Consider the following 15392-nt stretch of genomic DNA (forward strand, 5'->3'; position numbering starts at 1 on the left):
TGTTCACGTTTAGAGATGCAGGCGTTTGGGGCAAGTCCCGAGGCGCGCTTGCATTGTTACGATTTTGACAGGATATTCGCGTCTGAGAGGGTCATCCATGCGCACATTTCTGGTCATTATCGACGAAAGCGACGAGGCGCGATCCGCCTTGCGCTTTGCTGCGCGGCGCGCGGTGCAGGTCGGGGGTGCGGTGCATTTGCTGGCGCTGGTCCCGCAACAGAATTTCAGCGCATTCGGCGCGGTGCAGGCAACCATCGAACAGGAAGCGCACGACCGCGCCGAAATTCTGGCGCATGGCGTGGCCGGAAACCTGCTTTCGGAAAGCGGGATCATGCCAACCATTTCGGTCAAGATCGGCAATGGCCAGAAAATCGTCAGCGAATTTCTGGAGGCGCATAATGAAGTCGCGGCGCTGGTGCTGGGCGCGGCCAAAGGCGGCAGTCCGGGGCCGCTGGTGACGCACTTTGCCGCACATGCAGGCGCCCTGCCCTGCCCGCTCTATGTCATACCCCACGAATATGATGAGCTGAGCAGCCACCACGAGGTGTGAATAGCGGGTGGTAAGCGATTATTTCCGTTTGCGCCCCTGATGGCGAATATTGCCGGGGCGTCCGCGCGCGCCGACCTTGTATTTGCCCGCAGCCTTGCTCGCGCCGCGGCCTGCGCCGGGCGAATTGCGCGGTTCCGAACGGACGCCGCGCGCCTCGACCGCCTGACCATCGGCATCGACCGGCACGAATTTGAGCGCCCCGGTCAGCGCGTTGGCTTCGGCAAGTTTCAGCTGCAGCCGGTCACCCGATGAATAGGTGGTGCCGCTGCTCTCCCCGATCAACGTCTGCGCGGCTTCGTCATGGCGGAAATATTCATTGCCGAGGGTGGAGATCGGAACCAGACCGTCGCCGCCCAGCCCGACGATGGTGGCAAAGAACCCAAAGCCCTGCACCCCGGTGATGCGCGTATCGAAAGTCTCGCCCACCCGGCCCGAAAGCCATGCGGCGACATAGCGGTCGATCGTGTCGCGTTCGGCCTCCATCGCGCGGCGTTCGGTCTGGCTGATCGCGTCGGAGATTTCCTGAAGGCTGGCGCGGTCCTTGTCCGACAGGCCAGTCTTTTCGGGCAGATCGCCCGCCGGTGCGGGTTGTTCGAGGCGGTAAGCATCGACCAAGGCGCGGTGGACGAGCAAATCGGCATAGCGGCGGATGGGCGAGGTGAAATGCGCATAGGAACCCAGCGCCAGCCCGAAATGCCCGGCATTGGCGGGGCCGTAAAAGGCCTGCATCTGCGTGCGCAGCACCGCTTCCATCACCTGCGCCTTTTCCGCTTCGTCGGTGATGTCTTTCAGCAGCCGGTTGAACAGGCTGGGGGTGATGACTTGCCCCAGCGCCAATTTCTTGCCCAGCGTCGCCATATATTCGCGCAGCGCGATCAGTTTTTCCCGGCTTGGCGTATCGTGCACCCGGTAAACCACCGGCGCAGTCTTCGCCTCCAGCGCGCGCGCGGCGGCGACATTGGCGGCGATCATGAAATCTTCGACCACGCGGTGCGCGTCCAGCCGTTCGCGCACGGCAATTTCGGTGATCTGACCCGCTTCGTTGAGCATGACTCGGCGTTCGGGCAGGTCGAGATCGAGCGGTTCACGCTTCGCCCGCGCCTTTGCCAGCAGCGCCCACGCAGCCCAAAGATGCGTTATATGTTCGGGCGGATTGCCGGCGTCCACCGCCGCCTGCGCATCTTCATAGGCGATGTTGTGATGAATGCGCACGAGCGCGCGGGTAAAGCGGTGACTGGTGACATTGCCATCGGCGTCAATATGCAGGTGACACGCCATCGCCGCACGGTCCTCACCTTCGCGCAAGGAACAGACATCGGCGCTGAGCACTTCGGGCAGCATCGGCACCACGCGGTCGGGGAAATAGACCGAATTGCCACGCTTGCGCGCCTCCCGGTCGAGCGCGGAGCCGGGGCGAACAAAGAACGACACATCGGCAATCGCCACCAGCGCATTGAACCCGCCCTGCCCGTCGGGCTCGGCCCAGATCGCGTCATCATGGTCGCGTGCGTCGGCGGGGTCGATGGCTACGATTGGCAGCGCGCGCAAATCCTCGCGTTTGTCGGGGGAAAGCCGCAATTCCGCCGCTTTGCCCGCTTCCTCAATGACTTCGCCGGGGAAAGTGTGCGGAATGCCGTGTTTGGCAATGGCGATCAGGCTGAAGCTTTTGGGCGCGAGCGGATCGCCGATCACTTCGATCACCTTGACCCCGGCGCGTTCGGAGCGTCCGGTGCTTTCGGCGAGCACCAACTGCCCGTCCTCGGCCCCGCCCGTATCGCTGATCGGGGATGAGCGGCGGATGCGTTTGTCGATGGGGGCCAGCCACGCCTTGCCGCTGCCGTCAAATTCAACCACGCCCAGCATTCCTTCGGTGCGGGCGGGCAGCTTTTTGATCGGATAGGCGATCCAGCCGCTTGTCGTTTCATCGGTGCGGGCCAGCACGCGGTCGCCGCGTTTGAGCGCAGGTGGGCGTTTCCCGCCCCGCCCCTTTTCCTCGCGCAAGGTCAGGCGCGGGGGTTTACCGGGGGCTTCGGGTGACCAATTGTCGGGTATGGCAATCGGCTGACCGTCCTCAATCTCGACCACCCGCAACACCGTGACCTTGGGCAGTCCGCCCATCTGGTGATAAGCGCTGCGTTTGCCATCGATCAGCCCTTCCTCGGCCATATCCTTTAGCAGGGCCTTGAGCTTGATCTTCTCCTGCCCCTTCAATCCGAAGGCGCGCGCAATTTCGCGTTTGCCTGCGGGCGTATCGGAAGACTGGATGAAATCGAGCACCTGTTTGGCGCTCGGCATGCCTTGGGGCAGCTTGGGAGGTTTGGCCATGGCAATCCCCTAGCTGATGTGGCTCGTCATTGCGAGACGTGGGCGCAGCAATCCGGAAGCCCCTCTCTATTCTTTACTCACCGGTTCAAACGCCCCGCCTGGCACCGCGCTGGAGACGGGCGAACAATAATCGCCGCTGCATGCCGAAACGCCGAACATCCAATCGTCACCGCGCAAGGGTGCAATGTCGGTTAGCATCCCGTCCACCGGATCGGTCACCATGATCCCGCCCCATTGTTCCCCGCGTGAGCCCGTGGGTGTTTCGGCGCGCCAATAGGGTTCATCGCTGCGGCGCACGCGCAAATCATAGGTATCGGCGCCGGGCACTGCGTTCCATTTGAGTTCGGTATCGACCCGCACCGCCGCGTTGGCGCTGACCTTGGGCGGCATTGGCGCGCGGGCAAGCGCGTCCAGCGCGCGAACATTCAGCCGCGTCACCCCGGCAAGATAGGCGAAGTCCATCTCGTCCACCGTATCGCCGTATGTAACCCCGTCATCGGTTCGCAGATCCTGATGCTGGTGGTCGTAATCCTCCACCCCAACGGAGAACCGGATCGCCGGGTAGCCTTTTTGCAGGAACGGCACCTGATCGCCGCCCCGGCCCATCCGGTCGGTCCGCCAGACCTGCCGTACTTGCAGCCCGCCGGGCTGTTCAGCTGCCAAATCGGCGACCCAGCGCGAAAGATTGCGCGAAGGCGTATCGTTCTCGCCCCCGAACCGCGTCTGCGCCGCGCGCAGGGCATCGGTCAAATCGGCGCGCGGCCCTTCGGAAAACACGCGCACGACCTGCGGTTCGCAATAGCCATCCTTGCCGCAGGAATTGCCAACGATGTCATTGTTGAGGACTGCCTTGACGGTAAAGCCCTGAGCCTCCGCCCAATTGGCGAGAATGCGCCCGCCGAACAGTCCCTGTTCCTCACCCGATAACAGCGCAAAGATAATGGTGGTCGGGTATTGCTCCCCCGACAATGCCCGCGCGGCTTCGATCACCAGCGCGCTGCCCGATCCGTCATCGTTCGCACCGGGCGCATCACTGGTGAAATCGAGCGGGTCGGTCACGCGGCTGTCGATATGCGCCTGAACAATCACGACCTCGTTCGGGCGTTCGCTGCCTCGCTGGATTGCGACCGCATTGCGCACCAATGTGGGGTTTGGAATGCGCCCGCCAGTGACGGTATCGCCGACTGGCAGAACCTCTAAGCATTCGCCGCAACCCGCGCCAATGCGCCGAAATTCATCCAGCGCCCAGTTCACTGCCGCCCCAATCCCGCGTTCGGGATCGTCTTGCGCAGACAAAGTGTGGCGCGTTCCAAAGCCCACCAGCGTTTCGACATCTGAGCGCAGTCGTTCTTCGGAAACTTCGGCTCCGGGTTCGGCGGCGAGCGGATGAATAATGAACGTCGCGGCGAAAATGGCCGGGACAGCGAACAGTGAAGCGCGATGTGTCATGCGCGCTGTTGTTGCGGGTTTCCGTGCGCGGCGCAAGAGCGGCGCAATGCTGAGCCGATCGGGGATTAACGCAGGCCAGAGCCAGCCTAATATGAACGCGCGACCAATATCCGTTCGACTGCTGGCTGTCCGGTGAAGATGCAGGTGCCATCGGCCGGTTCACTTTCGCGCGGCACGTTGCGGATCGTCAGCTTCTCGCCCTTCAATTGCTCGACCACTTTTTCCAGTGCTGCCCCGCTCGGCTTGGCCCATTGGACCTCGACCCAGCCGGGATATTTGCCGCCATTGGCAAAAAATCCGGTGACTTCGGCCCATTGGGTAAAACCGTGGGTGATATTCGCATCACGGCGCGCGCGCGCTTCTTCGAACAGTCTGGCCTGAATATCTTCGAGCAATGCCGCAGCTTGCGCTGTAAAATCGCCGCGCGTGATGAACTGCATCGCGGGTTTGCCGGTTTCGACATCCCACAATTGGTCGCGGCGGAGCACCGCGACCTTGCCATTTTCCATGTCGCGCGGGCCAACCTCCACGATCACCGGCGCGCCCTTGCGAACATAATCCCAGCGTTTGGCGGTCGCCTTGCCCGGCATTTTGTCAAGCAGCACGCGCAGCGGTTCACCGAGAGCAGAAGCGCCCGCCAAACCGGCGCGCAATTCTTCGCAATAGGCGATCACTTCGGCGTCTTCGGGTTTGTCGCGCAGCATCGGCAGGATGATGATCTGATGCGGCGCAATCCGGGGAGGAACGCGCAGACCGTCATCATCGCCGTGGGTCATCACGATTCCGCCAACCAGCCGCGTAGACGTGCCCCAACTGGTCGTATGGCAATGCTGCTGCACGCCTTCGCGGTCCTGATATTGAATGCCCGCAGCCTTGGAAAAACTGGTGCCGAGATAATGCGAGGTGCCCGCCTGCAACGCCTTGCCATCCTGCATCATCGCCTCGATCGACCAGGTTTCATCCGCCCCGGGGAAGCGTTCATTCTCAGGCTTCTCGCCCGCGATCACTGGCAGGGCGAGGTCTTCCTCTGCGCAGGCGCGATACATTTCGAGCGCGCGGTGCGTTTCCGCCAACGCATCCTCGCGGGTGGCATGAGCAGTGTGCCCCTCCTGCCAGAGAAATTCGCTGGTGCGCAGGAACATCCGCGTCCGCATTTCCCAGCGCACCACATTGGCCCATTGGTTGAGCATCAAGGGCAGATCGCGCCAGCTTTGCACCCAGCGCGCCATTGCATCGCCGATGATGGTTTCCGATGTCGGGCGCACGACCAAGGGCTCTTCCAGCTTTGCCTCTGGGTCGGGGATCAATTTGCCGCCCGCGCCCGCAATCAAACGGTGATGGGTAACGACCGCCATTTCCTTGGCAAAGCCATCGACATGCTGCGCCTCACGTTCAAAGTTTGAGAGCGGTATGAACAGCGGGAAATAGGCGTTGGAAACCCCTGCGGCCTTGATCCGCTCATCCATCAATCGCTGGATGCGTTCCCATATCCCGTAACCCCACGGCTTAATCACCATGCAGCCGCGCACGCCGGATTCCTCCGCGAGATCGGCGGCGCTGATCACTTCCTGATACCATTTGGCAAAGTCGTCTTCGCGCTTCACATTGAGCGCGTGGCGGATATTGGACACGGATACCTCTGCCTGAAACTTGTTTGAATGAGGCGAACCGCGTGGCTTTATTTGCCCAGTTCGTCCAGCTTCTTTTGCATCGCGGCCATCTGATCGCGCAGCGCAGCGATTTCATCAGAGGTGCTGGAAGGTGCCTGCTTTTCAGGTCTAGGAGCGGCATTTCGCGCAGAACTGCCGGGCAGTCCACCGGGAATGAAGGTTTCCGCCGCCGCGCGCATCATCGCCATATTGGTTTCGTGGATCGCGGCAATCGGGTTGGAACTCATCCCCTTGTCCCATGCTTCGCGGATCTTCGCCTGATTGGCGCGGAAATTGGCCATGCTCGCTTCGAGATAGCTGGGCATCATCGCCTGCATCGAATTGCCGTACATGCCGATCAATTGGCGCAGAAAGCTGACGGGAAGCATCTGTCCGCCATTCGCCTCTTCATCCATAATGATCTGGGTAAGGATCGAATGGGTAATTTCGTCGCCCGTCTTGGCATCGAAAACCGCAAAATCGATATTCTCCCTCACCATTTTTGCAAGGTCTTCCAGCGTGATATAGCTGGACGACGCGGTATTGTAGAGCCGTCGGTTCGCGTATTTCTTAATCACCACCGCTTCTGACGGTGCGCCCGACGAAGCCTCGTTCGATTTGCGTGCCATAAATGCCCCGATATTGTATTTTCCTGTGTCTTAGCATCTGCACAATGTGCAGCGCAATACGAGCCGGGTTGTTTCTTCGCAGATGCAATCACATACGCAGTCTATGGCCAAGCGTAGTCAGTAATTCATATTGCGAAACAGCGCTTTGCTGCGCAGCATCGGGTAAATCATAGGGCACGCTTAGCCAGTCGCCTTCGCCCAGATCGGGGGCGGCGGCGAGATCGACGACAACCATGTCCATCGAAACCTTGCCGAGCAGGCGCAGCGCCCTCCCGCTATGGGTTAACACCCCGCCCGGCCCCCGGCTGCGCAGAAAGCCGTCAGCATAACCCAGCGAAACAGTCCCGACCCGCATCGGCCCGGCGGCGGTGAATTCGCCATTATACCCGACCCTGTCGCCGGGCGTCAGAGTGCGGGTCTGGATGATCGCGGCCTCGACATGGGCGACCTGCCCAATCGTTCCGGTCAATTCTTCGCGCGGAACTCCGCCATAAAGTGCGAGGCCAGGGCGCGTCATGGCGAATGCATAGTCCGCGCCCAGCGCGATGCCCGCGCTGTTGGCGAGGCTGGCCGCGCGATGCGAGACAGCGGGCAGGCAGGCGCGGAAGGCGGTAAGCTGGCGGACATTTTCCGGGCTGTCTTCGTCCGCGCAGGCAAGGTGGCTCATCAACAGATCGATATCGAGCGCGGCGATTGCGGAATCGGACAAATCAGCCGGGGCGACGCCGAGTCGGTTGATCCCGGTGTCCACCATCAAATGGCAGCGCCCACCACTGCCGCCAGTCCAGCGGCGCGCCTGTTCCAGCGAATTGATCACCGGGACCACGCCGCAGCCGGTGGCATAGGCGACATCTTCGGTCCGCACCGGACCGTGAAGCACGGCAATTTGCGCAGGCGGAACATGGTGCAGTGCAGCTTGCACCTCGCTCCAATGCGCGACGAAGAATTGCCGCGCCCCCGCATCGCGCAAGGCCGGCAGGCAGCGATCGACACCCAGGCCATAACAATCCGCCTTGATCGCCGCCCCTGCGCTTGCCGGACCTGACAGGGTATCAAGCGCCCGCCAGTTTGAAGCCAGAGCTTCGGTGTCAATGCGGAGTCTGAGCGTCGGCTCAGGCTGGATCATCTTCGAAATCCCTCGGCGGGCCGCCGCGCAGGCCCCACCATGCAATGATGATCCCGAACGCAACCACGCCCCAAGTGTACCACAGGCCCGAATAGATATCGCCGGTGCTGGCCACGATGACGCCTGCAATGAGCGGCAGGAAACCGCCCAGATAGCCCGCGCCGATATGATACGGTATCGACATGGAGGAATAGCGGATGCGCGGCGGAAACATCTCCGACAACAGCGCCGCAACCGATCCATATGTAAGCGCAGACAACACGCCGAGCATCATCAGCGCAAGGATAATTCCGATCAGATTGGGCAGCGGCGGGACTTGCCGTGAAAAGTCAAACCCGGCCTGCGACAAGGCTGCTTGCAGACCCGCCATGCGTGCCTCACTGCTGTTCAGCCATTCGGGCGCAATCGCCACTGGCGCACCGCCCACACTCAGCGCCAATTGGTCCCCCGGCACGACGCTATAGGCAACCCCGCTGGCGATCAGCGAACCAAGAACCTTGCCGCAATCGCTCTGTTCGCGGTCGAACATTTCGGCAAAGGGATCGGTCACGCATTGCTGGCCCGTCACCACCACAGGATTGCGCTCCGCCGCTTCGGCGAGGGCGGGATTGGCGAGGCTGCCCATGAACCAGAATATCGGAAACAGCAGCAGCAGCGACGCGAGCGCGCCGATGATAATCGGCTTCTTGCGCCCGACCCGGTCTGACCATTTGCCGACGATGACATAGAACGACATCGAAATCAGCCCCGCGATCAGCAGAATGATCTCCACCGTCAATTCATCCAGCCGCATGTCGCCTTTCAGGAACGACAGGCTGGAAAAGAACGCCGTGTACCAGATCGTCGTCAGGATCCCTGCGACGCCGAACAGCGCGACAAAAATGCGTTTCTTGTTGCCGGGATAGGTGAAGCTTTCGATGAACGGATTGCCCGATGTCTCGCCCGCTTCCTTCATCGCTTTGAACACCGGGCTTTCGGACAGTTTGAACCGCATCCACAGCGAGATGATCAGCAGGATGATCGACAGCAGGAAGGGCACCCTCCAGCCCCAGGCGGTAAACGCATCCTCTGGAATGATCAGCCGGCACAGCAGCACCACGATGATCGAAAGGACAAATCCGCCAACGACGCTGGCCTGGATGAAACTGGTGTAGAACCCGCGTTTCTCCGGCGGTGAATGTTCCGCGACATAGATCGCCGCGCCGCCATATTCGCCGCCCAGCGCCAATCCTTGCATCACCCGCAGCAGGATGACGATAATCGGCGCAGCGACCCCGATCTGATCGACCGTCGGGATGAAGCCCACCCCGGCGGTGGCGATCCCCATCAGGGTGACCGTCACCAGAAAAGTGTATTTGCGGCCCAGCCGGTCCCCCAGAAACCCGAACAGGATCGCGCCAATCGGCCGGAACGCAAACCCGACCGCAAAGGTTGACCACACCAGCAACAATCCCAGCGTCGGATCGTCAACGTCGTAAAATGCATCTTTCAAAATGTAGGCGAGCGTTCCGTAGATGAAGAAATCATACCACTCGAAAATCGTGCCTGCCGACGAAGCACCGACCACCAGCCGGATTTCTGAAGCCGACGGTTCTCGATCGCTGAGTGCTTGTGCTTCTGCCATTGGGGCCCCTGTTCCTCGCTGTGCCCGATCAAGCCGGGCCTCTCCAATGCAGCGGTCTAGCCGCAGTTCGGTTGAGAGGAAAGCGCCGCCGCTGCGGCTCTCCACGGCAGCAGGATTGCCTCGTGCCGCGCTGGATAGGCTCGGGCGGCATCGAGCAATTCGAGCCGGGGCAGGATCGTATGCGGTGCATCCCCGTGCAGCCAATCCCCCATCGCTTCCAGCTTTGCAGTGATCGCGCGCGCGTCCATTCCCGGCGCTGCTGCGGCAAAGATTGCAGCGGACGCCTGACCCACAGCACAGGCGGACACTTCCATTCCGATCTGCTCGATTGCACCGTCTGCGCGAAGTGCCCCGCTCAGCAGCACCTCGCTGCCGCAAGTGCGCGATTTTGCGCGGCCTTGCAGTGGCTGGGCCGGATCGCGGGGACAGGCCGCGAGCTCCACCGCCAGCGCCAGCAATGTTGGAGTATAGAGCCGCGCAGCGCCGTTGGTTGTTGGATCAGCTTTCATCCGCCGTATTTTCTGCGCCAGTCAATTGCTCGCGGCGCTCTGCAATCATTCCGACCAGTTCGCGCGAAAATGCATCGGCAGCAGGGTAGGTGCGCGCTTGCTTGATCCAGTCGGGCCGTCCCTTATAGCCCCACACCGTGTCAAAGCCGAGCACCAGCACCGAAAAGGCAAACACCACGATCAGCGCGCCTTTAACCGTGCCAAAACCAAACCCCAGAACCCGGTCAATAGGGCCGAGGATCGACCCCCTCGACGCCTCGCCAACATTGCCTGCAATCACTTTCATCGCGGCATAGGGGATCAGCAGCAACAGCGAGAATGCCAAGATCGCTGTCGCCGATTCGGCATCGTAATAATCGCGCAAGAATTCGGTCAGCGGGCGGTGCAGATAATAGACCGAGAACGCAGCAAGGATCCATGCGGCAAGGCTGAGCACTTCCTGCACCAATCCGCGCAGGAAACCCCCGATTGCCGCCACCGCGACAATGAACAGCACGATTATGTCAAAGCCTGTCATATTGCGATGTGTATTATTGCGTGCCCATCACCCGGTCAACGAGCTTGGCCAGCCCATTGACCGGTCGGTAATCAAGCTTCGACGAAGCGGTCTTGGCATCGGGTGGGCCGTAGCCGCTGGTAAAGCCGAGCTTGGCCGCTTCGCGCAGGCGCAAATCGGCATGGGCAACCGGGCGAATCTCTCCGGCGAGCGAAACCTCACCAAACCACGCCGATTTAATCGGCAACGGCCTGTCAGCCAGCGCCGATACGAGCGCCGCAGCCACCGCAAGATCGGCAGCCGGATCGGATAGCCGATAACCGCCCGCAATGTTGAGATAGACCTCTGCCGAAGAGAAATTCAGCCCGCAGCGCGATTCGAGCACCGCCAGCAGCATCGCCAGCCGCCCGCTATCCCAACCCACCACCGCGCGGCGCGGGGTAGCGCCCGATTGCAGGCGGACGATCAAGGCCTGAATCTCGACCAGCACCGGGCGCGTCCCTTCGAGCGCGGGAAACACCGCGCTGCCCGCCAATGGATGATCGCGGCCCGACAGGAACAGCATCGAAGGGTTGGCGACTTCCTCCAGCCCCCCGGTTTCCATCGAGAAAACGCCGATTTCGTCGACCGCGCCAAAGCGATTCTTGAGCGCGCGCAGGATGCGGTATTGATGGCTGCGCTCGCCTTCAAAACTCATCACCACATCGACCATATGTTCGAGCACGCGCGGCCCGGCGATGCTGCCATCCTTGGTCACATGGCCGACCAGCATCAACGCACAGCCGCTCGCCTTGGCATAGCGGATCAATTCAAACGCGCAGCCGCGCACTTGGCTAACGGTGCCGGGCGCGCCTTCGATTGTGTCGGAATGCATGGTCTGGATCGAATCGATCACCAGCAGATCGGGCGGCGGCCCCTCCCCCAGCGTCGTCAGAATATCGCGCACCGATGTTTCCGATGCGAGCCGGATCGCCGCGTCGGCCACGCCCAGCCGCTTGGCCCGCAGTCGCACCTGACCCGCCGCTTCCTCGCCGCTGACATAGACGACATCGTTGCCGCCGCGCGCGATCGTCGCGGCGGTCTGGAGCAGCAAGGTCGATTTGCCAATTCCCGGATCGCCGCCCATCAGCACCGCAGAACCGGGCACAATCCCCCCTCCCAGCGCGCGGTCAAACTCCGCAAGCCCGGTGGATTTGCGCACCGGCAATTCCACTGGTTGATTGAGCGGTACGAATTGAATACCCCGACCGCCGCGCGAAAGATCGTGCTTTTGCGAGAAAACCGTGGCCGGGGCATCCTCGGTCAGTGTGTTCCATTCCTTGCAATCGTCGCATTGCCCCTGCCAACGGGGGGAGACGCTGCCGCAATTCGCACAAATATATCGCCGTTTGGTCTTTGCCATGACTGCGATCTGTAACCAGAACAGAAGTTGAACACAATTGCATTTCAAGGCACTTGCGCAGTAGGATGATCGCGATGCGTCAAATGGAACTCAGACTTGCGCTCATCTGCTACGGCGGGGTCAGCCTTGCGGTATATATGCACGGCGTGACCAAGGAAGTGTGGCACCTCGCACGCGCCAGCCGGTGCTATCACTCGGGCGAAGCGGAAACCTTGACCGGCGTTGCGGCGGTGTACCGCGATCTGCTCGCCCGCATCGAACAGGACCACAAGCTGCGTCTGCGCGTCCTGCCCGATATTCTGACCGGAGCGAGCGCGGGCGGCATCAATGCGGTGTTTCTGGCGCAGGCCATCCATTCTGGGCATAGCCTTGAACCGCTGACCGATCTGTGGCTCGAAAATGCCGATGTCAGCGAATTGACCGACCCCGATGCTCAGCCCGTGTGGCGCTATGCCAAGGTTTGGGCGCAGCCAATTGCCGACTGGTTCCTGCGCCGTCCGGGTAACGCGGTCAGCGAAAGCGTCTCTCCCGAAACCCGCGAAGAGGTGCGCCGCAAAGTGTCGCAATTGGTGCGTGGGCGCTGGTTCAATCCGCCGTTTTCAGGCTCGCGGTTTTCCGCCATGTTGTTTGAGGCGCTGGAAGCGATGGCGCAAACCAAAGCAGGCCCACCGCTGCTGCCGCCGATGCACCCGATGGACCTGTTTGTAACCGCCACCGATTTTCGCGGACATGCGGAAATGCTGCGGCTCAATTCTCCGCCGGTCATTCAAGAGACCGAACACCGGATGCCGATCGATTTCCGCGCGCTGACACCGGATGCGCCGGGTGTCTGGTTGGCAGACCCGCTCGAACTGGTGCTTGCTGCGCGCTCCACCGCTAGCTTTCCCGGTGCATTCCCGCCATTGATGCTGCGCGAGATTGATGATCTGGCCAAAACGAAAAGTCATCTTTGGTCCACGCGGGGCGCGTTCCTGTCGCGGGTCATGCCGGTCCATGTCCGGGACGGTTCGATTGACGATGTTGCGTTGATCGACGGGTCGGTGCTCGTCAACGCGCCGTTTGGCGCGGCGCTGGAATCGATGCAGGGCCGATCTTCGCAGCGCGAGGTTGACCGCCGTTTTGTCTATATTGACCCGCGCCCTGATCGCAGCGCATCCGGCCATGGAGGCGGCGATGCTGCGGCGGCACAGGTGGGGTGGTTCGGCGCGATCTTTGGCTCGCTGTCGACGATCCCGCGCGAACAACCGATCCGCGATGATCTTGAACGAATAGAGGCGCAATCGCGCGATGCCGCGCGGCTCAGGCGGATTGTCATGGGATTGCGCCCGCAAATTGACCGCGCGGTGGAGCGTTTGTTCGGCCGCACCTTCTTTATGGACAGCCCGACTCCCAAGCGGCTGGCCAATTGGCGCGCCCGCGCGCAGCAGGCGGCCGCTGAGAGCGCCGGATATGCGTTCGGCGCTTATGCCCAGACCAAATACAGCGCGATCATCGAGCGTCTGGCGCAGCTGACTCATAACGCTGCGCCGGAACTGGCCTTGACCGACAGCGCACCCATCGCGGCGGCATTTCGGGCGGAGATGGAGGCGCGTGGGCTTGATGAATTAACCGAAGAAAGCGGCGGAGCAAGCGCGCCTGCGATCGCGTTTTTTCGCGCGCATGACATCGGGTTCAGGACGCGGCGCCTGCAATTGCTGGCACGCAGACTGTCGCGCGATTGGGAGGTCGATCCGGAAATCCCGGACGATGCGCTCGATCTTGCGCGGGAGAAGATTTACGACATTCTCGCGCTGTATCGCCGCGCTGATGACAATGCGATCCTCGGCGCAAAGCTGGGGCAAGGGTTTGATGAATTGGCGCGCGGCGTGCTTGAAAGACCCGGCGACGTGCTGGATTTTTTGGCCCGCACCCGGCTGCTGCCCGAAACCGATCTTGAGGCGGAGGTGATGTTTGCCGAGGCGCTTGGCAAAATGCCGCGCAATCTTAAGCGGCGAATGCTGCTGACCTATCTGGGTTTTCCATTTTACGACGTGGCAACCTTGCCGCTGACTCAGCGCGAAGGCTTGGCCGAATACAACCCGGTCAAGATCGATCGGATTTCGCCGGATGACGCGCTCTCGATCCGCGATGGCGGAACGCAGGCGACCCTTCGCGGCATTGAATTCTATAATTTCGGCGCGTTCTTCAGCCGGGCTTACCGTGAAAACGATTACCTGTGGGGCCGTCTGCATGGCGCGGAGCGGATGGTTGATCTGGTTGCATCAACCGCTCCGGGCGGGATGGAGCAAAGCGCACTACAATCGGTCAAGCGAGCAGCGTTTCTGGCGATCCTCGACGAAGAAAGCGCCGCTGGACGGTGCCAGGCGGGCCTTATCAATGCACTGCGAGCAGAAGTGGAGGCGCGGCTGACAAGCTAGCCTACTTCCGGTCAGGTCCCGAATGCGTCTTTCAGCTTGCTGAAGAAACTGCGGCTTTCGGGGCATTCATCGCCGGTTTCCGTCTCGCGGAACTGCTCCAGAATTTCTTTCTGTTTGCGGCTGAGCCGGGTCGGGGTTTCGACCACAATCTCCACCACCAGATCACCGCGCCCACGGCCCTGCAACACCGGCATTCCGGCACCGCGCACCCGCAATTGCTTACCCGACTGGATGCCGACCGGGATTTCAACCGTGTTGGTGCTGCCGTCGAGATCGGGAATATCGACGCTGCCGCCCAAGGCCGCGGTCGTGAATGTCACCGGGATGCGGGTCGCCAGAGTGGTCCCTTCACGTTCAAACAGCGTGTGCGGTTTGACGTGGATAAAGATGTAAAGGTCACCAGAAGGCGCGCCGCGTTGCCCCGCCTCTCCCTTGCCCGACAGACGGATGCGCGTGCCCGTATCGACGCCTGGCGGGATTTCGACCGACAGGGCCTGCGCCCGGTCCACTCGGCCTTCGCCCCGGCAATCGCCGCAGGGGTCTTCGATCACCTGACCGCGCCCGCCGCAAGTCGGGCAAGGACGCTCGACCACGAACACGCCCTGCTTGGCGCGCACCGACCCGTGCCCGTGGCACAGATTGCAGATGCGTTCCGATGTGCCGGGCGCAGCGCCCGATCCGTCACAGGTCTTGCAGCTTTGTGAGACTTCGATTTCGATCTCGGTCGATTTGCCGTGAAACGCCTCTTCGAGCGAGACCTGCATATCATAGCGCAGGTCCGCGCCGCGCCGTTGTTGCTGGCGCGCGCCGCCCATCCCGCCCCCGCCGAAAGCGCTGCCAAAGATGGTTTCGAAAATATCGCCAATATCGGCAAAATCCCCCGATCCGCCGCGCCCGCCAAATCCTGATCTGCCCCCGCCGCCATTCATGCCTTGCGTGAAGGCTTCATGGCCAAAGCGGTCATAGGCAGCCCGCTTTTGCGGGTCCTTGAGACATTCATAGGCCTCGCCAACGGCCTTGAACCGGGCCTCGGCCTCGGCATCGCCGGGATTGCGGTCCGGGTGCCATTTCATCGCGAGCTTGCGGTATGCGCTTTTCAGCGCTGCGCCATCGGCGTCACGCGATACCTGCAATGTCTGGTAATAATCGGTCTGCGCAGAAGCCATAATGCTACCTTTCAGCCAGCCCCGCTATTCGCGCCAAATTGCGCAAACAA

At 61.6% G+C, this 15392-nt stretch carries 12 protein-coding genes; 2 read left to right on the plus strand and 10 right to left on the minus strand.

Annotated elements, in window-relative coordinates; all coding sequences use genetic code 11:
• Positions 1–97 precede the first annotated feature (97 nt).
• The gene (locus tag ACM64M_RS09000) at positions 98–550 is read left to right on the plus strand and encodes a universal stress protein (protein WP_416228347.1); all 453 of its coding nucleotides are present in this window, start codon (positions 98–100) and stop codon (positions 548–550) included.
• Positions 551–568: 18 nt separating this feature from the next.
• On the opposite strand, the gene rnr is transcribed toward ACM64M_RS09000, so the two are convergent.
• From rnr to radA, 9 genes are all read right to left on the minus strand, one after another.
• Positions 569–2875, minus strand: coding sequence for a ribonuclease R (gene rnr / locus ACM64M_RS09005; protein ID WP_416228348.1), 2307 nt, complete (start codon positions 2873–2875; stop codon positions 569–571).
• Between the two features lie 66 nt (positions 2876–2941).
• Positions 2942–4324 carry a M20/M25/M40 family metallo-hydrolase gene (locus tag ACM64M_RS09010; protein ID WP_416228349.1) on the minus strand — a complete coding sequence of 461 codons (1383 nt, stop codon included), beginning with the start codon at positions 4322–4324 and terminating at the stop codon, positions 2942–2944.
• A gap of 86 nt (positions 4325–4410) precedes the next feature.
• Positions 4411–5955 carry a proline--tRNA ligase gene (gene proS / locus ACM64M_RS09015; RefSeq protein ID WP_416228350.1) on the minus strand — a complete coding sequence of 515 codons (1545 nt, stop codon included), beginning with the start codon at positions 5953–5955 and terminating at the stop codon, positions 4411–4413.
• Positions 5956–6002: 47 nt separating this feature from the next.
• Positions 6003–6602 carry a polyhydroxyalkanoate synthesis repressor PhaR gene (phaR, locus tag ACM64M_RS09020; RefSeq protein ID WP_416228351.1) on the minus strand — a complete coding sequence of 200 codons (600 nt, stop codon included), beginning with the start codon at positions 6600–6602 and terminating at the stop codon, positions 6003–6005.
• A gap of 88 nt (positions 6603–6690) precedes the next feature.
• The gene (locus tag ACM64M_RS09025) at positions 6691–7728 is read right to left on the minus strand and encodes an alanine racemase (RefSeq protein WP_416228352.1); all 1038 of its coding nucleotides are present in this window, start codon (positions 7726–7728) and stop codon (positions 6691–6693) included.
• Positions 7715–9352, minus strand: a complete 1638-nt coding sequence (locus ACM64M_RS09030) for an MFS transporter (RefSeq protein ID WP_416228353.1) — start codon at positions 9350–9352, stop codon at positions 7715–7717. Before ACM64M_RS09030 ends, ACM64M_RS09025 begins: the two co-directional genes overlap by 14 nt.
• Before the next feature lie 56 nt (positions 9353–9408).
• The gene (locus tag ACM64M_RS09035) at positions 9409–9861 is read right to left on the minus strand and encodes an iron-sulfur cluster assembly scaffold protein (protein WP_416228354.1); all 453 of its coding nucleotides are present in this window, start codon (positions 9859–9861) and stop codon (positions 9409–9411) included.
• Entirely contained in the window at positions 9851–10378 is a 528-nt protein-coding gene (locus ACM64M_RS09040) for a CvpA family protein (protein WP_416228355.1), read from the minus strand. The genes ACM64M_RS09035 and ACM64M_RS09040 overlap by 11 nt, the downstream gene beginning before the upstream one ends.
• 13 nt (positions 10379–10391) lie before the next feature.
• Positions 10392–11759 carry a DNA repair protein RadA gene (radA, locus tag ACM64M_RS09045; protein ID WP_416228356.1) on the minus strand — a complete coding sequence of 456 codons (1368 nt, stop codon included), beginning with the start codon at positions 11757–11759 and terminating at the stop codon, positions 10392–10394.
• Between the two features lie 74 nt (positions 11760–11833).
• On the opposite strand from radA, the gene ACM64M_RS09050 reads away from it, so the two are divergent.
• Positions 11834–14176 (plus strand): patatin-like protein, encoded by a 2343-nt coding sequence (locus ACM64M_RS09050; RefSeq protein ID WP_416228357.1) that lies wholly within the window; start codon positions 11834–11836, stop codon positions 14174–14176.
• 11 nt (positions 14177–14187) lie between these two features.
• Here ACM64M_RS09050 and dnaJ read toward each other — a convergent pair whose 3' ends face one another.
• On the minus strand, positions 14188–15342 hold the full coding sequence (dnaJ, locus tag ACM64M_RS09055) for a molecular chaperone DnaJ (protein WP_416228358.1): 1155 nt from the start codon (positions 15340–15342) through the stop codon (positions 14188–14190).
• Positions 15343–15392 lie beyond the last annotated feature (50 nt).

It is taken from the genome of Qipengyuania sp. ASV99, assembly GCF_047872805.1.
Classification (GTDB): Bacteria; Pseudomonadota; Alphaproteobacteria; order Sphingomonadales; family Sphingomonadaceae; genus Erythrobacter.

Bases quoted from the DNA above. Each gene is read 5' to 3' on its own strand.
- ACM64M_RS09030 (WP_416228353.1), bottom strand. From the start codon at position 9,352: ATGGCAGAAGCACAAGCACTCAGCGATCGAGAACCGTCGGCTTCAGAA.
- radA (WP_416228356.1), bottom strand. From the start codon at position 11,759: ATGGCAAAGACCAAACGGCGATATATTTGTGCGAATTGCGGCAGCGTC.
- ACM64M_RS09025 (WP_416228352.1), bottom strand. From the start codon at position 7,728: ATGATCCAGCCTGAGCCGACGCTCAGACTCCGCATTGACACCGAAGCT.
- dnaJ (WP_416228358.1), bottom strand. From the start codon at position 15,342: ATGGCTTCTGCGCAGACCGATTATTACCAGACATTGCAGGTATCGCGT.
- ACM64M_RS09010 (WP_416228349.1), bottom strand. From the start codon at position 4,324: ATGACACATCGCGCTTCACTGTTCGCTGTCCCGGCCATTTTCGCCGCG.
- ACM64M_RS09035 (WP_416228354.1), bottom strand. From the start codon at position 9,861: ATGAAAGCTGATCCAACAACCAACGGCGCTGCGCGGCTCTATACTCCA.
- ACM64M_RS09050 (WP_416228357.1), top strand. From the start codon at position 11,834: ATGCGTCAAATGGAACTCAGACTTGCGCTCATCTGCTACGGCGGGGTC.
- ACM64M_RS09040 (WP_416228355.1), bottom strand. From the start codon at position 10,378: ATGACAGGCTTTGACATAATCGTGCTGTTCATTGTCGCGGTGGCGGCA.
- rnr (WP_416228348.1), bottom strand. From the start codon at position 2,875: ATGGCCAAACCTCCCAAGCTGCCCCAAGGCATGCCGAGCGCCAAACAG.
- phaR (WP_416228351.1), bottom strand. From the start codon at position 6,602: ATGGCACGCAAATCGAACGAGGCTTCGTCGGGCGCACCGTCAGAAGCG.
- ACM64M_RS09000 (WP_416228347.1), top strand. From the start codon at position 98: ATGCGCACATTTCTGGTCATTATCGACGAAAGCGACGAGGCGCGATCC.